19 protein-coding genes are annotated in these 16,543 nt (G+C 68.5%); 9 read left to right on the top strand and 10 right to left on the bottom strand.

Annotation, left to right across the window (positions count from 1 at the left end):
• The first annotated feature begins 211 nt into the window (after positions 1-211).
• Positions 212-373 carry a hypothetical protein gene (locus AB0M15_RS12610; protein ID WP_363816949.1) on the top strand — a complete coding sequence of 54 codons (162 nt, stop codon included), beginning with the start codon at positions 212-214 and terminating at the stop codon, positions 371-373.
• Positions 374-377: 4 nt separating this feature from the next.
• Here the strand turns inward: AB0M15_RS12610 and AB0M15_RS12605 are convergent, their stop codons facing one another.
• The 5 genes from AB0M15_RS12605 to AB0M15_RS12585 are packed head-to-tail and all read right to left on the bottom strand — an operon-like array spanning position 378 to position 4,132.
• Positions 378-929 carry a hypothetical protein gene (locus AB0M15_RS12605; RefSeq protein WP_363816947.1) on the bottom strand — a complete coding sequence of 184 codons (552 nt, stop codon included), beginning with the start codon at positions 927-929 and terminating at the stop codon, positions 378-380.
• A complete protein-coding gene (locus AB0M15_RS12600) occupies positions 926-1,267 on the bottom strand; it encodes a PadR family transcriptional regulator (RefSeq protein ID WP_363816945.1) in 342 nt (113 codons plus the stop codon). Before AB0M15_RS12600 ends, AB0M15_RS12605 begins: the two co-directional genes overlap by 4 nt.
• A gap of 50 nt (positions 1,268-1,317) precedes the next feature.
• A complete protein-coding gene (locus tag AB0M15_RS12595) occupies positions 1,318-2,850 on the bottom strand; it encodes a DUF6297 family protein (protein ID WP_363816943.1) in 1,533 nt (510 codons plus the stop codon).
• On the bottom strand, positions 2,847-3,488 hold the full coding sequence (locus tag AB0M15_RS12590; RefSeq protein WP_363816941.1) for an ABC transporter ATP-binding protein: 642 nt from the start codon (positions 3,486-3,488) through the stop codon (positions 2,847-2,849). The genes AB0M15_RS12595 and AB0M15_RS12590 overlap by 4 nt, the downstream gene beginning before the upstream one ends.
• Positions 3,485-4,132 (bottom strand): class I SAM-dependent methyltransferase, encoded by a 648-nt coding sequence (locus AB0M15_RS12585; RefSeq protein ID WP_363816939.1) that lies wholly within the window; start codon positions 4,130-4,132, stop codon positions 3,485-3,487. The genes AB0M15_RS12590 and AB0M15_RS12585 overlap by 4 nt, the downstream gene beginning before the upstream one ends.
• Before the next feature lie 108 nt (positions 4,133-4,240).
• Between AB0M15_RS12585 and AB0M15_RS12580 the strand changes: the two genes are divergently transcribed.
• Complete coding sequence (locus AB0M15_RS12580) at positions 4,241-5,221, top strand: carbohydrate kinase family protein (protein ID WP_363816937.1); 981 nt, start codon at positions 4,241-4,243, stop codon at positions 5,219-5,221.
• Positions 5,222-5,256: 35 nt separating this feature from the next.
• Here the strand turns inward: AB0M15_RS12580 and AB0M15_RS12575 are convergent, their stop codons facing one another.
• Positions 5,257-5,682: an ester cyclase gene (locus AB0M15_RS12575; protein ID WP_363816935.1), complete on the bottom strand. Its 426-nt coding sequence runs from the start codon at positions 5,680-5,682 to the stop codon at positions 5,257-5,259.
• A gap of 74 nt (positions 5,683-5,756) precedes the next feature.
• Between AB0M15_RS12575 and AB0M15_RS12570 the strand changes: the two genes are divergently transcribed.
• The 4 genes from AB0M15_RS12570 to AB0M15_RS12555 are packed head-to-tail and all read left to right on the top strand — an operon-like array spanning position 5,757 to position 8,661.
• A complete protein-coding gene (locus AB0M15_RS12570; RefSeq protein ID WP_363816934.1) occupies positions 5,757-6,353 on the top strand; it encodes a helix-turn-helix domain-containing protein in 597 nt (198 codons plus the stop codon).
• Between the two features lie 55 nt (positions 6,354-6,408).
• On the top strand, positions 6,409-7,272 hold the full coding sequence (locus tag AB0M15_RS12565; RefSeq protein WP_363816932.1) for an aldo/keto reductase: 864 nt from the start codon (positions 6,409-6,411) through the stop codon (positions 7,270-7,272).
• A complete protein-coding gene (locus tag AB0M15_RS12560) occupies positions 7,269-8,090 on the top strand; it encodes an oxidoreductase (RefSeq protein ID WP_363816930.1) in 822 nt (273 codons plus the stop codon). The genes AB0M15_RS12565 and AB0M15_RS12560 overlap by 4 nt, the downstream gene beginning before the upstream one ends.
• Positions 8,083-8,661, top strand: a complete 579-nt coding sequence (locus AB0M15_RS12555; protein ID WP_363816928.1) for a TetR/AcrR family transcriptional regulator — start codon at positions 8,083-8,085, stop codon at positions 8,659-8,661. The genes AB0M15_RS12560 and AB0M15_RS12555 overlap by 8 nt, the downstream gene beginning before the upstream one ends.
• Before the next feature lie 45 nt (positions 8,662-8,706).
• On the opposite strand, the gene AB0M15_RS12550 is transcribed toward AB0M15_RS12555, so the two are convergent.
• Together AB0M15_RS12550 and AB0M15_RS12545 are read right to left on the bottom strand one after the other, a co-directional pair.
• Entirely contained in the window at positions 8,707-11,232 is a 2,526-nt protein-coding gene (locus AB0M15_RS12550) for a polynucleotide kinase-phosphatase (RefSeq protein WP_363816926.1), read from the bottom strand.
• Entirely contained in the window at positions 11,232-12,731 is a 1,500-nt protein-coding gene (locus AB0M15_RS12545) for a 3' terminal RNA ribose 2'-O-methyltransferase Hen1 (RefSeq protein ID WP_363816924.1), read from the bottom strand. The genes AB0M15_RS12550 and AB0M15_RS12545 overlap by 1 nt, the downstream gene beginning before the upstream one ends.
• Before the next feature lie 303 nt (positions 12,732-13,034).
• Between AB0M15_RS12545 and AB0M15_RS12540 the strand changes: the two genes are divergently transcribed.
• Entirely contained in the window at positions 13,035-13,355 is a 321-nt protein-coding gene (locus AB0M15_RS12540) for a hypothetical protein (RefSeq protein WP_343981229.1), read from the top strand.
• 32 nt (positions 13,356-13,387) lie between these two features.
• Here AB0M15_RS12540 and folE read toward each other — a convergent pair whose 3' ends face one another.
• Complete coding sequence (gene folE / locus AB0M15_RS12535) at positions 13,388-14,044, bottom strand: GTP cyclohydrolase I FolE (protein WP_363816922.1); 657 nt, start codon at positions 14,042-14,044, stop codon at positions 13,388-13,390.
• Between the two features lie 83 nt (positions 14,045-14,127).
• Between folE and AB0M15_RS12530 the strand changes: the two genes are divergently transcribed.
• Positions 14,128-14,808, top strand: a complete 681-nt coding sequence (locus AB0M15_RS12530; protein ID WP_363816920.1) for a helix-turn-helix domain-containing protein — start codon at positions 14,128-14,130, stop codon at positions 14,806-14,808.
• Positions 14,809-14,817: 9 nt separating this feature from the next.
• Positions 14,818-15,306 (top strand): Cys-tRNA(Pro) deacylase, encoded by a 489-nt coding sequence (ybaK, locus tag AB0M15_RS12525; protein ID WP_363816918.1) that lies wholly within the window; start codon positions 14,818-14,820, stop codon positions 15,304-15,306.
• A gap of 102 nt (positions 15,307-15,408) precedes the next feature.
• Here the strand turns inward: ybaK and AB0M15_RS12520 are convergent, their stop codons facing one another.
• Complete coding sequence (locus AB0M15_RS12520; RefSeq protein WP_363816916.1) at positions 15,409-16,530, bottom strand: epoxide hydrolase family protein; 1,122 nt, start codon at positions 16,528-16,530, stop codon at positions 15,409-15,411.
• Positions 16,531-16,543 lie beyond the last annotated feature (13 nt).

Genomic DNA, 16,543 nt, shown 5'->3' with positions numbered 1-16,543 from the left:
ATTACCTGGCGGGCCGGAGCCGCCGCAACCTTCGTTCTCTGCCCGGCACCGCGCCACGCCCGACTGGGGAGGGTCGTACCCCCGAATCGGCGCATTTCGCACCCCAGTCGCCGACATAATCCTCCCCAAACCGGATAACCCTCGGCATCAACCTCCCCAAGCACAACACCACCCGAAGCGACTCCCAGTCCCGACCCAGTCCTATCTGCAGGTGACCGGTCGCGGCCGGACGAAGGGCAAGACGGCCGAGCAGATCCGGGACGCCTTCCAGTTGGAGTTCGCCGACGTGCTGTGCCAGTTGCTGCTCCTCGCGCGGCACTTCCAGGTCGACGTGCCGCGCGAGATCGCACGCAAGTGGCTGTCCCACGAGTAGGCGGTCAGCCTCGGCGGGGACGGGCGTTCTTGACCAGCATCACGGTGGTTGCGATCTGGGCGACGAGCATCAGGATCCACACCGGCCAGACGATCAGGAGGGGGACTTCGATCGGCGCATACGCGTTCAGCAGGAATGCCAGCAGGCCGAATCCGAACGGCCAGATGAAGGTGCCCAGCCACTTCTCGTTGCGGGTCCAGCGGTCGGAGGTCCAGAGCAGGATGACCCCGATCACCCAACCGAACAGGAACACGAAGGCACCGAACGCAAGCAGCAGCAACGCGGCCACGTCGCGACTGCGGTACCGCGGCTGCCGGTCGACCAGCACCAGGCCGTCGGTCGCCGCCGCCACGATCTCCTCCGGCGTCCCGAGTCGGGCCAGCATCTCGCGGATCTCGCTCTCGCTCACCGCGCCCTCGGCCCGGGCCTCGGTGAGATGCGCGGTGACCTCGGCGACCAACTCGGTACGCCGGCCTTCCGGCAGCGGCTCGGCCTCCTTGGCCAGGCGGCGCAGGTAGTCGTCAACCAAGCGGTCCGCATCGTTCTGTACGTTCATCCCTGTCTCCCTCGCCCCAGTACGGTGTCGACCGAGTTCCGGAACCGCTCCCAGTCCGCGACGAACGCGGCCAGCGCCTGCCGCCCTTCACCAGTGCTCTTGTAGTACCGCCGCGGCGGCCCGGACCCCGACTCGCGCCAGGTAGTCTCCACCAGCCCCTCCCGCCGCAACCTCGCCAGCAGCGGGTAGATGGTCCCTTCCGTGGTCACCAGCCCGTCGACCTCGCCAAGCTCCTTCACCAGCTCGAACCCGTAGCGCTCCTCCCCCTGCAGCAACGCGAGCACGCAGAACTCGAGCGTCCCCCGGCGCAGCTGGGTGAAGACTTTCTCCGCTACCATGCGATACAAGGTACCTGCGTACGCCAGTAACCGCAAAGCGCGCCCAGCGCTCAGTTCTGTTTCGGCGGGATCGCGAAGAGCAGCATCAAGATGATCGCCGGGACCACGACGACCCAGGTGCTACTCAGGCCGAGCAGCACGGGAGCCAGGCAGATCAGCAACAGGTCGAAGCCGCGCATCGGCGTCGAGAAGAGCCCCGGCGGGATGGCCCCCATTGGCGAAGCAACCAGCGGCCCGCTGTACGAAGGCGGCCGAGCCGACGCCTGGCGAACGGCGCCGGTGAGCATGCCCGCTGCGACGGCGAACGCCACCGAGGGGCTCCCGAGAGCCGGCTCAGCGAGGGTGGCCCAGATGACGGCTAAGCCGCCCGGTACCACCGACATGATGACCCGCAACTCGCGCAGCTCAAGCCCGAGTGCCCGTACCAACCCAGCGGACCGGCAAACCGATCGCAGCCCGTCCATCAACGGCCGCACCGCCCCGAAGCCGGCCAGCCCCGCAGCGATCGGCACCAGTACGTCGTACCCGGTACCAGCGACCGCATAAGGCACCACCAGCAGGGCAAAGGCGATCACCAGCCGCCGAGGCCACCGCAGCACCCGGAGGAGCTCGCGGTGGATCATCGCCATCGCATTGGAACCGCGCCCGCGCCGAGACCGCAAGCGACCCTTCAGCCGCCAGTGCCGCCCAGCAACCACATCAGCCAGCAAACTGACATCCAGCGTGATCGCAGCGCCCGCAAGCCCAGCCAGCAGGTCTCCCCCGGCGACCGTTGTCCGCGCGCTGAGCCTGCCGAGCGTCCGGCCAGTGACGACGACCAGCACCACAGCGACCACCAACGCCAGCGCACCGATCACCAACAGCCGAGCGTCCACCCCAGACGAAGAGATTTCGTTCGAGGGCAAGATGCGGTTCTCGAAAGTACCGGTTGGCTGTCGGCGCAGTGCCAGGAGCAGCGCGGGGACGGCTGCGGCAACCAGCAGTCCGTCAGCGATCCAGATGGCCCAGCGAGAGCGCCTAGCCGTCTGTTGCGCCCAGACCGTGGCACAGGTCGTGAAGAGCAGCAGGACCGTCGTCAACACGGCAGCCTCGCCCACAGTCGACCAGGCAGCACCGAAGAGCGCCCAGCCGATCACTGCAGCCCCGGCCCCGACGACAGCGGCCACCACGACCACCAGCCGGTATGACGGTCGCAGGAGCGACGCTCGGTCCACCGGTGTCGCCAGCAGCCAAAAGGCGGTGGCCCGAGATGCTGAGACCGGCCCGATGCTCAGTAGTGCCCGCAGCATCGAGGAGACCAGCAGTGGCACCAGGATGTACGGGACTGTGTCGAGGAGCCAGGAGCAGGAGCCGGAGGTACAGGCTGCTGACTTGTCGTTGAGGTTGACCAGGACGTTGCCGCCGGTCGCGCCGAGCATGGCGACGGCGAAGACGATCACGTAGATGTCCTCGAGCTGCTGCCAGACCGTACGGTCCGCCTTGCCCCGACGAACCTTCCGCATCCATGACCGCAACGACCGCGACGACGGGATCGCCCCGAAGTCGGCCGGGTCGAAGACGACCGGGCCGTCCGCCGTGCTCATGCGAGCGGGGTGAGCGTGACGGTCTCGTCGGCGACGGCGTCCACCAGCGCCGCGTCGTGACTAGCGAACAGGATCGACGTACCGCGCTTCTTCTCCGCGAGCAGCATCGCGCCCAGCCAGGCGACACCTTCCGAGTCCAGCCGCGCCTCGGGCTCGTCGAGCACCAGCAGCTTCCGCGGCCGGACCAGCGCCGTCGCCAGCGCGAGCCGCCGCCGCTGACCCGACGACAGCGAGCCAGGCAACTGGTCAGCAGCGCCGAGCAGGCCGACATCGTCGAGCACGGTGTCGACCAAATCCTCCGGCGTCCCGTTGCCGTGCGCCCGAGCCAGCAGGTCCAGGTGCTCGGCGGCGGTCAGGTCCGGGAAGAAGTCGAGGTCGTCGAGCAGCGACGCGACGTCACGACGGACCGTCTCGGCCCGCTCGTCGATCGGCGACCCGTCCAGCAGGATCTGGCCGGCGGCCGGTTCGGCGGAGCCGACGATGCACTTGAGTACGGTCGTCTTGCCCGCGCCGTTGGGGCCGACCAGGGCGATCGCCCGGCCGGCCCGCAGGGTGAAGGTGAGGTCCTCGATCACCGGGCGTTCGGCGTACAGGTGCCGAAGGCCCTTGACGGCCAACCGGGGTGCGGCCTTCGTCACCGCTTCCGGACCAGGGTCAGGCCGTCGCCGATGCCGAGGATGACCACGTCGACCCGCTCGTCCGCGGCGATGTGCGCGTTGAACTCCTTGCGGTCGACCGGGTCGTCCGCGGCCGCGTGCTCGCCGACCACCCGGCCACCGGCCAGCGTGTTGTCGAACAGCAGGATCCCGTTCGGCCGGATCTTCGGCACGAGCTGCTCGAAGTAGTCGGTGTAGCCGGGCTTCTCGGCGTCCACGAAGGCCAGGTCGAACTCACCCTCGAGCTTCGCCGCCGATTCGTGCGCGTCGCCGATCCGCAGGTCGATCTTGTCCGCGACGCCGGCCCGCTCCCAGTACCGCCGCCCGATCGAGGTCCACTCGTCGCTCACGTCGAGGCAGATCAGCTCGCCGTCGGCGGGCAGCCCGCGAGAGATCGCCAGCGCCGAGAACCCGGTGAAGGTGCCGATCTCGACCGCGCGCCGGGCGCCCACCAGCCGGGTCAGGGTGGTCAGCAGCCCCGCCTGATCGGGGGTGGTGAGCATCTCCGAGACGCCGCCCAGCGCGTTGGTCTCGGCGACCAGGTCGCTCGCCACCTCGTCCAGCGGCATCCCGTGCGCGACCATGTACTCGTGCAGTTCGTCGGTGACCAGAACCTGACTACCCATCGAAACCCGCCATCCTGAATGTCGTCGTGATCTCGCCTACAGCGCTCGGCTGTAGTCTCTATCGGGTTGCCCAGCCGCCCGACACCACCCCTCCGAGGAGACCTCCGTATGCGTATCGCCGTCGCCGGATCGATCGCGACCGACATCCTGATGACGTTCCCCGGACGCTTCAAGGACCAGTTCCTCGAAGAGCAGATGCACAAGGTATCGCTCTCGTTCCTGGTCGATGAGCTGGTCGTGCACCGCGGTGGTGTGGCCGCCAACATCTGCTACGGGATGGCCCAGCTCGGCCAGTCCTCGCTGCTGGTCGGCTCGGTCGGCGCGGACTTCACCGAGTACGGCGAAGCGCTGGTCGCGGCCGGCGTGGACATCTCGCACGTCCGGATCTGCGAGAACGTGCACACCGCCCGCTTCACCTGTACTACGGACCTCGACGCCAACCAGATCGCTTCCTTCTACACGGGCGCGATGGCCGAGTCCCGGGAGATCGACCTGGCCGCGATCCATGTCGCGACGGGTGGCATCGACCTGGTACTGGTCGGCGCCGACGATCCGGACGGCATGCTGCGGCACACCAAGCTGGCCAAGGCGAACGGGATCGACGTCGCCGCCGACCCCTCGCAGCAGCTGGCCCGGATGGACGGCGAGCAGATCCGCGAGCTGATCGACGGCGCGACGTACCTGTTCAGCAACGAGTACGAGTCGGGCCTGATGGTCCAGAAGACCGGCTGGAGCCACGACGAGATCCTGTCCCGGGTGGGTGTCCGGGTCACCACGCACGGCGGCGACGGCGTCGTCATCGAGAACTCCGGCGGCATCCTGGCCAAGGTCCCGGCCGTGCCCGCGCCCGGCTTGGTCGACCCGACCGGTGGCGGCGACGCCTTCCGCGCGGGCTACCTGACCGGTCGCACGGCCGGCCTCGACCACGAGGCCGCTGCGCAGGTCGGCTGCACGCTGGCCACGACGGTGCTCGAGACGGTCGGCACCCAGGAGTACAGCCTGGACCGCCCCGCCTTCCTCCAGCGTCTCGCCTCGGCCTACGGCGACGAGGCCTCCGCCACCGCCGCCAGCACTCTCAAGCTGAACTAGCGACTCGGCGAGCTGAGCTACTCCCCCGAGCCAGCTCAGCTCGCGAGCCTGGCCAGCCCACCGGTCTGCGCCAGCAGGGCGAAGCGGTCGGGGCAGCCCCAGTGCTCGACGATGAGGCCGTTCTCGATCCGGGCGACCTCGAAGAGCGGGATGTCGATCTGCGCATTGCTGGGCGGCCCGAAGAAGCCGCCGGTGGCGGTGCCGCGCGCCCGACCGCGGAGCCATACCTTGTCGCCGGCGGTGATCGAGTCCTCGATCGTGTAGACGATGTCCGGCATCATCGCGTGCACGTCCCGGATCGCCTGCCGGACGTTCTCGCGCGCCGCCTCGCCGCCGCCGGCCAGACCGAACTGATGCTCGACCAGGTCCGGTGAGCACACCTCGTCGACGATCTCCGGATTCCCCGCCGCGAACCCCTCGTGCAGGATCCGCTCCAGCACGCCGAACGCTGACCTTGCCATCATTCCCCCTTGGTTGCACTTCTAGTGCACTCGTTGCAGTGATACTGCAGTGAACACATTGATAGTGTGCCCACATGGCCGGATCCGTCAAGACCTATCGCCAGGAACAAGCCGAGGCGACGCGCGTCCGGATCGCCCAGGCCGCCCGGCAGCTGTTCGCGACCAACGGGTACGGCGCGACGAGCATCGACGCGATCGCCAAGGAGGCCGGCGTCGCCACCCGGACCGTCTACTCGGCCTTCGGCACCAAGCGCGAGATCCTCTCGCTGATCTGCGATCTCTGGCTGCAACGGGCCGGCGCCCAGGAGCTGGCCGGCGAGGTACTCCAGGAGACCGACCCCGCCGCCAAACTCGGCAAAGCCGCGCACTGGTTGACGAATCTGTACTCCGCCGGCTTCGACGTCGTGCTGATCTTCGAGGCCGCGACCGACGAGAGCGCCGAGACCCGCGCCCTGCTGCGCTCCAAGCTGGCCGGCCGCAACCAGGTGATGGACGCGATCATCGCGTCGATGGAGAAGGACCTGGCGATCCCGCTCGAACAGGCCCAGGCGATCTACCGCGCGCTGGCCGCGCCGGGCGTCTACCAGGAGCTCGTCGACGAGTCCGACTGGACCGAGGCCGAGTTCCAGCAGTGGGTCACCGACTCGCTTCAGCGCCAACTGCTTGCGTGATCCGCGCGACGCGCTAAAGTGAACTGTACGTTCAGTTCACTTTGGAGATTTGATCATGACCGAAGCAGTCGCAGCGGCGTCCGGTGAGTTCACGATCGGCGGCGACCTGACCGTTCGCCGGCTCGGATACGGCACCATGCAACTCCCCGGCCCCGGGGTCTGGGGCGAGTCGCGCGATCCCGACGAGGCCGTCCGGGTACTGCGCCGCGCCGTCGAGCTCGGCGTCAACTTCATCGACACCGCCGACGCGTACGGCCCGTTCACCGCGGACCTGCTGCTCAAGAAGGCACTGCACCCGTACGCCGATGACCTGGTCATCGCCACCAAGGCCGGCTTCACCCGCCAAGGCCCCGGCGCCTGGTCTCCCGTCGGCCGGCCGGCGTACCTGCGCCAGGCCGTCGAGCTGAGCCTGCGCCACCTCGGGCTCGAGCGGATCGACCTGCTCCAGCTGCACCGGATCGACCCCGAGGTCCCGGTAGCGGACCAGGTCGGCGAGCTCGCCGCTCTGCAGTCCGAGGGCAAGATCCGGCACATCGGCCTGTCCCAGGTCAGCGTCGACGAGCTCGAGGAAGCCGCCAAGACGGCGACCATCGTGTCCGTCCAGAATCTGTACAACCTGAGCCAGCGCGACGACGAGCCGGTGCTGGAGTACGCCGAGAAGAACAACCTCGCGTTCATCCCGTGGTTCCCGCTCGCCACCGGTGAGCTGGCCAAGCCGGGCGGCCCGCTCGACGCGATCGCCAAGCAGCACCAGGCGAGCCCGTCGCAGCTCGCGCTGGCCTGGCTGCTCAAGCGCTCCCCCGTCGTGCTGCCGATCCCGGGCACCTCTTCGGTCGCCCACCTCGAGGACAACGTCGCCGCGGCGAAGCTAGAGCTGACGGAGGACGAGTTCGCCCAGCTGACGGACGCGATCAAGTGAGCGTCTGGTTCATCACCGGCGCGTCGCGCGGGTTCGGCGCCGAGCTGGTCCGGGAGGCGGTTGCGCGGGGCAATCAAGTGGTTGCCACCGCGCGGCGGCCTGACGACATCCCTGACCAGCAAGGGGTTCTGCGGCTCGCGCTGGACGTGACGGACGAGGCACAGGCCCGGGCCGCGGTCGACGCCGCCGTCCAGGAGTTCGGGCGGATCGATGTCGTCGTCAACAACGCCGGGCGTGGGCTGCTGGGTGCTGTCGAGGAGGCTAGTGACGAGGCCGCGCGGGCGGTCTTCGACACCAACGTGTTCGGGGTGCTCAACGTGCAGCGCGCAGTACTGCCGGTACTGCGCCGCCAGCGGTCCGGGCACGTGATGCAGATCAGCTCGGTCGGCGGCTTCACCACTGGACCGGGCTGGGGCATCTACGGTGCCACCAAGTTCGCCCTCGAAGGCCTGTCCGAGGCGCTGTACGCCGAACTGAAACCGCTCGGCATCAGCGTCACCATCGTCGAGCCCGGCTTCTTCCGGACGGACTTCCTCGACGGATCGAGCCTGCATCGCGCGGACGACGAGATCGCGGACTATGCCGAGACGGCCGGCGCCATGCGGGAGATCGCGACCGAGCGGAACCACGCTCAGCCGGGCGACCCGGTCAAGGCAGCGGCAGCAATCGTCGCCCTGACCGAGGCGGCCGACCCGCCGCTGCGGATCCAGCTCGGTGCCGACTCGGTCGGGCGGGTCGAGGCCAAGCTCGACCACGTCCGGTCGGAGCTGGAGCAGTGGCGCAAGGTCTCGGTCAGTACGGATCACGACGATGCCTGAACAGTCGTCGCACCCGCGGAGCCTGCGGGCGATGGATTCGGTGCTCAGGGCAACGACCGAGCTGCTCGCGGAAGGTGGCTTGCCGGCGGCGACGGTCGATGCGATCAGCGCCCGCTCCGGGGTGAGCAAGGCCACGATCTACAAGCATTGGCCATGCCGGACGGCGATCGCTGCAGAGGCCTTCGGCAAGCAGATGGCGGCGGCGATTCCCCTTCCTGACAACGGGAATACCGCCGAGGAGCTGGCCGAGCAGGTTCGCCGGGTGAGTGCGTTCTATGCCGGACCGCAGGGGACGATCTTCGCTCAGTTGCTCGCTGCTTCGGTTGCCGATCCGGCTGCCTCGCCGTACTTCCGGGAGTACTTCCTGGACAAGCGGCGGGAGGCCGTGGCCGAGCTGTGGCAGCGGGCGCTCGACCGTGGCGAGGTCAAGCCGGAGATCAGCGCGGCGACCGCGACCGACGTACTGTTCGGCCCGCTGATCTTCCGCCTGATGACCGGCCATGCCGAGCTGTCGCAGGAGGAGGCCGACAAGATCTCGTCGGCCGCCCTCGGCGGGTTGCTCGCGGACTAGCTCCCTCGGCTCCAGTGCTCACGCGGGCGCTGGAGCCGAGGGCTGCTAGAGCCGGGGGTCGACCGGCTCTGACTCGAGGGCGAGAACGGCGAAGACGCATTCGTGGATGCGCCACAGCGGCTCGCCCCGGGCGGCCCGTTCGAGCGCCTCCAGGCCGACGGCGTACTCGCGGAGGGCGAGCGATCGCTTGTGTCCGAGCTTGCGGTCACGCAGCCGGCTGAAGTTCTCCGGCTCGGTGTAGTCCGGGCCGTAGATGATCCGCAGATACTCCTGCCCACGGACCTTCAACCCCGGCTGCGCCAGACCCTTCGCAGTCCGGACGAGGTTGGCCGCGGGCTTCACCACCATGCCCTCGCCACCAGCGCCGGTCAGCTCCTCCCACCACGAGATCCCGGCGTCCCACGACTCGAGGTCGACGAACAGCCGTCGGGTCGGTGTGACGAGAGAGGGGCCTGCGGCAACCATTCGGTCGGCGAGGGCGAGATGCCAGGCATGCGGCTTCTGCTCGTACGTCGCTCCTTCGGACGCCAGCAACTGGAAGGGAGCCAAGCGGACGCCGTCCAGCCCCTCGGTCGGCCAGCAGTAGCGTCGGTACGCCTCGGTGAAGCGGTCCGCGTTCGCAGTACGGCGTCTGGTTCGTTCGAGCAGCTCCCCCACGTCAAGCCCTGCTGCAGCAGCCGATTCGAGCGCGGCCGTTGCGGCGGGCAACGAAGAACGGGCGGCCGCGCCGACAGCGGCGTACTGGTTGCGGAGGAGGTCGCCGGCCTTCGCGCTCCACGGCAGCAGCTCGGCATCGAGCAGCAGCCAGGAGGTGTCCAGCTCGTCGAACAGGCCGGCTGCTTCGGCGACCTCGCGGAGCCGGAGTAGCAGGTCGTCCGTCAGGGTCGGGTCGAAGAACGAGCGGCCGGTTCGGGTGTGCACGGCGCCACGTCCGGCGAGGCCGAAGCGTTTCTCGGCGACGTCGTCGTCGCGGGTCAGCAGTACGACGGCACGCGAGCCCATGTGCTTCTCCTCGCACACCAACTCGGTGACGCCCTGGCCTTTGTACGCCTCGAAGGCCTGCGTCGGGTGCTCGAGCAAGCCAGGCACCGGTGAGGTCGCGACCGGGCTCATCGTCGGCGGCAGGTAGAGCAGGAAGCGCGGGTCGATCGCGAACCGGCTCATCACCTCCAGCGCGGCGCCGGCCTGTTCGGCGCGGACGCTGATCCGGCCGTGGGTCGCCGTCTCGATTACTCGGCGGCCGACGACGTCGGTGATGTCGAGGACGTCCGGCTCACGCTCGGGCGCGGACGGTACGTGCAGTGGTTTGGCGGGTTTGTAGTACTGCTCGGCCGCCTCGACCTGGACGAGTTCGCGCTCCGGATAGCGCAGGGCGGTCAGCGAGCCACCGAACACGCAGCCGGTGTCGAGGCAGATGGTGTTGTTGATCCACTCCGGCTCCGGGGTCGGCGTGTGGCCATAGACGACCATCGCCCGGCCGCGGTACTCGTTGGCCCAGGGGTAGCGGATCGGCAGGCCGAATTCGTCGGTCTCACCGGTCGTTTCGCCGTACAGGCAGAAGGAGCGGACGCGACCTGAAGTTCTGCCGTGCATCCGCTCGATCAGGCCGGCGTGCGAGACGACCAGGTTGCCGCTGTCGAAGACGTAGTGCGAGATGAGACCGTCCATGAAGGTGGCGACCTCGGTGCGGAACTCCTCGGGCTCCTCCGCCAACTGCTCCAGCGACTCGGCGAGGCCGTGGTTGATACGGACCTTCTTGCCCTGCATCGAGCGGAGCAGCTTGGCTTCGTGGTTGCCGGTCACGCAGTACGCGTGGCCGGCGTGCACCATGCCCATGACGAGACGCAGTACGCCGGGGGTGTCCGGGCCGCGGTCGACGAGGTCGCCGACGAAGATCGCGCGTCTGGTCGGGTGGCTCGCGTCGACTGGGCGGCCGCCGGGGTCGCGGGTGATCGTGTAGCCGAGGGTGGTGAGCAGTTGCTCGAGCTCGGCGCGGCAGCCGTGGATGTCGCCGACGATGTCGAACGGGCCGGTCTGGTCGGCGAGATCGTTGAACAGCCGGGTCCGTTCGATGCTGACGGCATCGATCTCCTCGACGCTCGACAGCGTGTGGACGGTCCGGAATCCCTCGCGTTTAAGGCTTTTCAGCCCACGCCGAAGCTGCGACCGCTGCCGCGCCACGACCTGCTTGCCGAACTGCCGGTCGGGCCTCAGCTCGTTGCGCGCGATACACACCTGCTCAGGCGGATCGAGAACGATCGCCACCGGCAACACGTCGTACTCCCGGGCGAGCGCGATCAGCTCCTTGCGCGCCTCCGGCTGCACGTTCGTCGCGTCGATCACCGTCAGCCGTCCCGCGGCGAGCCGCTTCGCCGCGATGAAATTCAGCACCTCGAAGGCGTCCTTGGTCGCCGCCTGGTCGTTCTCGTCATCCGACACGAGTCCGCGACAGACATCGCTGGAGATCACTTCGGTCCCGAGGAAGTGCTTGCGGGCGAACGTCGACTTCCCCGACCCGCTGGCCCCGACCAACACCACCAGACTCAACGCCGGCACCCCGATGCTCACCATCACACCTCCTCCTTCCTTCTGAAAACCGCCAGCTGAGTAGGCGCCCCGACCTCGTCGTCCACCGGCCCCACCGCCCGAAACTCGACGGCATACCCGTAGGCCTTGCAGATCCCGTCAGCCCACTCGGCAAACTCTCCGCGGGACCACTCGAACCGATGATCCGGATGCCTGAACGCCCCCGCACTCAACATCTCGAACCGCACGTTGTACTCCGCGTTGGGCGTGGTCACCACCACAGCCCCCGGCTTCGCCACCCCGAACACAGCCCGCCCCAACGCCGGCAACCGAGGCGGATCCACATGCTCGACCACTTCCATCAACACCACCGCATCCAGCCCGGCGAGCCGCTCATCCGCGTACGTCACCGACGACTGAAACAACCGCAACCGCTCCCGCTGCCGATCCGACATCTCAGCCACACGCAACCGCTTCTCAGCCTGCGCAAGCGCCCTCGACGAAACATCGGTAGCCACGACGAGGTCATACCGCCCGTCCTTGAGCAGCTCCCCGACCAGCACACCCTCACCACACCCAAGATCACCCACGCGCTGCCCACCGACCTCCCGCAGCACTTCGAGCACCACCGCCCGCCGCTGCGCGGCGAGCGACGGGCGGGTGGAGGCAGAGCCGCCGCCAGGCGGCCCGCTTTGCGCGGCGGCTGGGCCCTCTCCCACCACACCGACTGACCCGGCGGAGCCGGGGAGGTTGTCGCCGAACTCGGTGGTGGGGTCGTCGGCCAGTAGGTCGCCGTCGGCTTCGGTTAGGCGTTCTAGGGCGGTGTCGGTGAGGTTTCGGCTGTGTGCCAGGTAGCGGCGGGAGATCAGCTCCTTCTCGGGGTGGGTGGCTAGCCAGCCTTCGCCGGCTCGGAGGAGTTTTTCGATCTCGTCCGGGCCTACCCAGTAGTGCTTGGCGTCGTCCAGGACTGGCATCAGGACGTAGAGGTGGTTCAGGGCGTCGGCCAGCCGGACCTCGCCGGTTAGGCGGAGGTCTATGTAGCGGGAGTCGCCCCAAGCGGGGATTGTCGGGTCCAGGGGGATGGGGCGGGCGTCGACCGTCCAGCCGAGCGGGGCGAAGAAGCGGTCGGCTAGAGGGGCGCCGCCTCGGCAGGGGAGGGCGGGGAGGTGGATTTCCAGCGGGATCGCCGACGCCGCCAAAGAAGGGCGGGCGTCGCAGCGGCCGTTCATGGCGGTGCGGAAGAGTTTGCCGAGGGCGACCGCGAGCAGGCTCGACGCGGCGTACGGGCGGTCGTTGACGTACTGGCCGAGGGTGAAACCCTCCGACGACCTGCCGCGACCGGACCGCACCAGGGCGATCGGGTCGACCTCCAGCAGCACCGCCGCGGTACAGCGCTCCGCTGTCGCCTCCGGGTAAAGCACATGCGCCGTCCCACCGGCGACCTCCAACGACTGAGGTCGCGCCGGATTCTTGTGCAACAGGAATCCGAGATCGGTCGCGGGCACTTCAGGCACCGGGGAACGCAGCGCGATGGTCAGGAACACTTCCGTATTCGATCACGCCGAACGGCCATCAATCGCCTGATTTGTTGAGGAATCAGGATCGAAGAATGAGACACGCGGGTCGACCACTGGCGTGTCCGGGCGGTTGGTTCTACCTTGAATTCCAGTAGATGAGTCGCTACAGACCGTCCTTCCCCGCTGACAGTCCGTACCGGTCCCCGGTTTGTGGCGAATTGCCCTGAACCACGCCGACACCGGGGAAAGGACCATGGCAACTCCCTCAAGCCATTCCAGTTTCAGACCTAGCACCAGTCAGCGGGCAGCCCGGACCGAAGAGGTCCGGCGGTGAAACCCCAGACGTTCGAACTCGTCAGGTACGCCGACATCAGCGGTGTCTCCGGCACCGGAACGGTCGCCGAAGGCTGCGTCTTCACCGACGGATCGGTGGCGCTGCGCTGGCACGGCCAGAACCCGTCGACCGCGGTCTGGCCGGACCTCGACTCCATCCTCGCCGTCCACGGCCACTGCGGCGCGACCGTCGTCCGCTGGCTCGACGTCTCCGAGATGGAACCGGTCCCCGGCACCGACCTGCTGCCCGGGGAGGTCGCGCACATCCTGGCGACCGGCCGGCACACCCATCACCACCAGGCGGTGGCCTCAGCCTGACCCGTACGCCGGTACGCCGCGCCGCCCCGAACTCAGGTGGCCGACGAGATACCGGTGAGCGCGAAGAACTCCTGGCGTGAACTGGGGCTGTCGCGGAGCATCCCGTGCAGCGCCGAGGTGACCGTCTTGGAGCCGATCGCGCGCACGCCACGCAACGACATGCACTGGTGCTCGGCCTCGATCACCACGCCCACCCCCTTGGGCGCGAGCTGATCCTGCAGCCAGTCGGCGACCTGCTTGGTCAACCGCTCCTGCACCTGCAGATCACGCGCGAACAACTCCACCACCCGCGCCAGCTTCGACAGCCCGAGGATCCGCTGCCCCGGCAGGTACCCGACGTGCGCCACTCCCTGGAACGGCAGCATGTGGTGCTCGCACAGCGACTGCACCGGAATGTTCCGCGCCAGCACCAGCTCGTCGTACCCCTCGTCGTTCGGGAACGTCGTCAGCTCGAACTCCCGCGGCGTCAGCATCTCGGCGTACGCGCTCGCCACCCGCCGCGGCGTCTCGGCCAGATGCGCACTGTGCGGATCCCGCCCGAGCGCCACCAGCAGATCCGCGACCGCACGCTCGGCCGCCTCCAGGTCGATCTCCGGCCGGCCACCGACGACGTGCAACGGCACGGGTCGCAGGACGTCGTCGGCCTCGTCGAGCCCGGCGGGATCGAGCTCTGTACGAATCGTGGTCATCTGACGCCTCCTGCAGTGAGATCGATCGACCTTAAAAGCCACCGTACTATTTCGTCAACGGAACTTGGCGATAGAATCATTCCGTGGACCAGCCGACGGACGCGAGCATCCAGGCGGTCGCCGCGCTCGACGAACCGACCCGACGACGGCTCTACGACCACGTCATCGCCGAGCCGCGGCCGGTTAGTCGCGAGGACGCCGCCGCAGCACTCGGAGTACCGCGGACGACGGCCGCTTTCCATCTCGACAAGCTCGTCGAAGAGGGTCTGCTCACCGTCGTCTTCGAGCGCCGTACGGGCCGTACCGGACCAGGCGCCGGCCGGCCGGCCAAGCTCTACCGCCGCTCGGATCGCGAGATCGGAGTCTCCTTCCCGGAGCGCCAGTACGACGTGGCCGGACGACTCCTGGCAGCCGCGATGGAGGACGCCGAGACCTCGGGCGGCTCCCCCCGGCAAGCGCTGGAGCGACGAGCCCGCGAGTACGGCGAATCCGCCGGCCGCGCTGCCCGTACACACCCCGGTACGCCGCTCGCCGAAGTACTGCAAGCGCACGGATTCGAGCCTCGTCGCAACGGCGCGGCGATCGATCTCGCCAACTGCCCGTTCAAGGCGCTGGCTGCGGAGCACACCGACCTCGTCTGCAACATGACGCTGCACCTGCTCGGCGGCTTGCTCGACGGCCTGGGCGGTACCGGGCTGCAGGCGGTCCTCGAGCCTCAACCCGCCCACTGCTGCGTGCGTCTGACCTCGGCATCGAAGTCGTAGGCTGCCCCCGTGGCGAAAAGCAAGAGCGGTCAGGGCACGCCCGCGACGGTCGCGCTGACGAAGGCCGGGATGCCGTTCACGACGCATGCGTACGAGCACGATCCGGCGGCCAAGTCGTACGGACTGGAAGCCGCGGAGGCGCTCGGGCTGCAACCGGAGCAGGTGTTCAAGACGCTGCTGGTCGAGGTCGACGGCAAGCTGTCGGTCGGTGTCGTACCGGTCGACAAGCAACTCGATCTGAAGGCGGTCGCGGCGGCGCTCAACGGCAAGAAGGCGGCGATGGCCGACCCGGCGGCGGCCGAGCGGATCACCGGGTACGTCGTCGGCGGGATCAGCCCGATCGGCCAGAAGCGACCGCTGCCGACAGTCGTCGACGCGAGCGCGACCGACCACGAGACCGTTTACGTCTCCGGCGGGAGAAGAGGCCTCGACCTGGGCCTCTCCCCCGCCGACCTGATCAAGCTCACCTCGGCCCGGACGGCTCCGATCGCCCGCTAGGTCCCGCTCGACAGGAGGTACTCTCGCCTCCTCCGGCCGCTGACGCTCAGCGAGCACCGCCGACAGCCCAGCTACGGCTCTACCTCCTGTCGAGCGGGACGACTACCTCAGGTTGTGGAAGAAGGCTGTGAGGTCGTCGGCCAGCAGTTCCGGCTCCTCCCAGGCGGCGAAGTGGCCACCGCGAGGCATCGCCGTGTACCTGGTCACGTTGTACGTCCGAGCCGCCCAGCTGCGCGGCGGGCGGACCAGATCCTCGGGGAAGACGGCGATCGCGGTCGGCACGGTCACCGAGGTCACCCGGTCGCGCAGTCCGCGGTGGAACTCGTAGTACGGGCGGAACGAGGTCGAGATCGTGTTCGTGAACCAGTACAGCGACGCCTGGGTCAACACGAAGTCGTCGCTGAACCGCGTGCTCAGATCGTCGTCGCAGTCGGTCCAGGCCCGGTACTTCTCCAGCAGCCAGGCGAGCAGTCCCGCCGGCGAGTCGGAAAGGCCCGCGCTCAGCGTGAGCGGACGGGTCATCTGCTCGTGCTCGTAGCCGCCCTCCTCGGCGTACCACTCGGCCTCGGAAGCGAGGTAGGCCTGCTCCTCCGGCGTCACCTCGTCCGGGTCGTAGCCGGACGGATTCGCGACGGCGAGTACATGGATGCCGACGACGGATTCGGGATACGTCTGGCCGAGCAAGGCGCTGATGCCTGCGCCGAGATCGCCGCCATGCGCCGCGTACCGGTCGAAGCCGAGCACGTCGTGCATCAATCGATGCCACAGTTCGTGCGTTGAAGTTGCCGGTGGCAACGAAGGTCGTTGCGGCGAGAACGCGAACCCGGGCAGTGACGGCACGATCACGGTGAAGGAGTCCACCGCCGCACCCCCGTACTGCGAGGGCGTGGCAAGCCGATGCGCCAACTCGGTCAGCTCGAGCACCGAGCTGGGCCAGCCATGCGTCAACACGATCGGCAGCGCACCCGGGTGCTCACCGTCGTACCGGAGGTAGTGCACCGGCACGCCGTCCAGGTCGGCGAAGTACGAAGGCAACGCATTGAGCGCGGCCTCTTGCTTGCGCCAGTCGAAACCGGTTGCCCAGTAGTCGACCAGCCTGCGGAGCTCGGCACCGTCGGTCCCGGCCTCCCACCCGGTCCCCGGCCAACTCGTCCCCCACCGCGTGCGCCGCAGTCGCGTCCGCAGATCGTCCAACTCGTCCTCAGGAACAGCAAGTACATCCACGCGAACGATCCCT

Source organism: Kribbella sp. NPDC051718 (genome assembly GCF_040681515.1).
Taxonomy (GTDB): Bacteria; Actinomycetota; Actinomycetes; order Propionibacteriales; family Kribbellaceae; genus Kribbella.
Note: the sequence above shows the minus strand (reverse complement) of the source record. Positions and strands in the feature narration are given on the sequence as shown.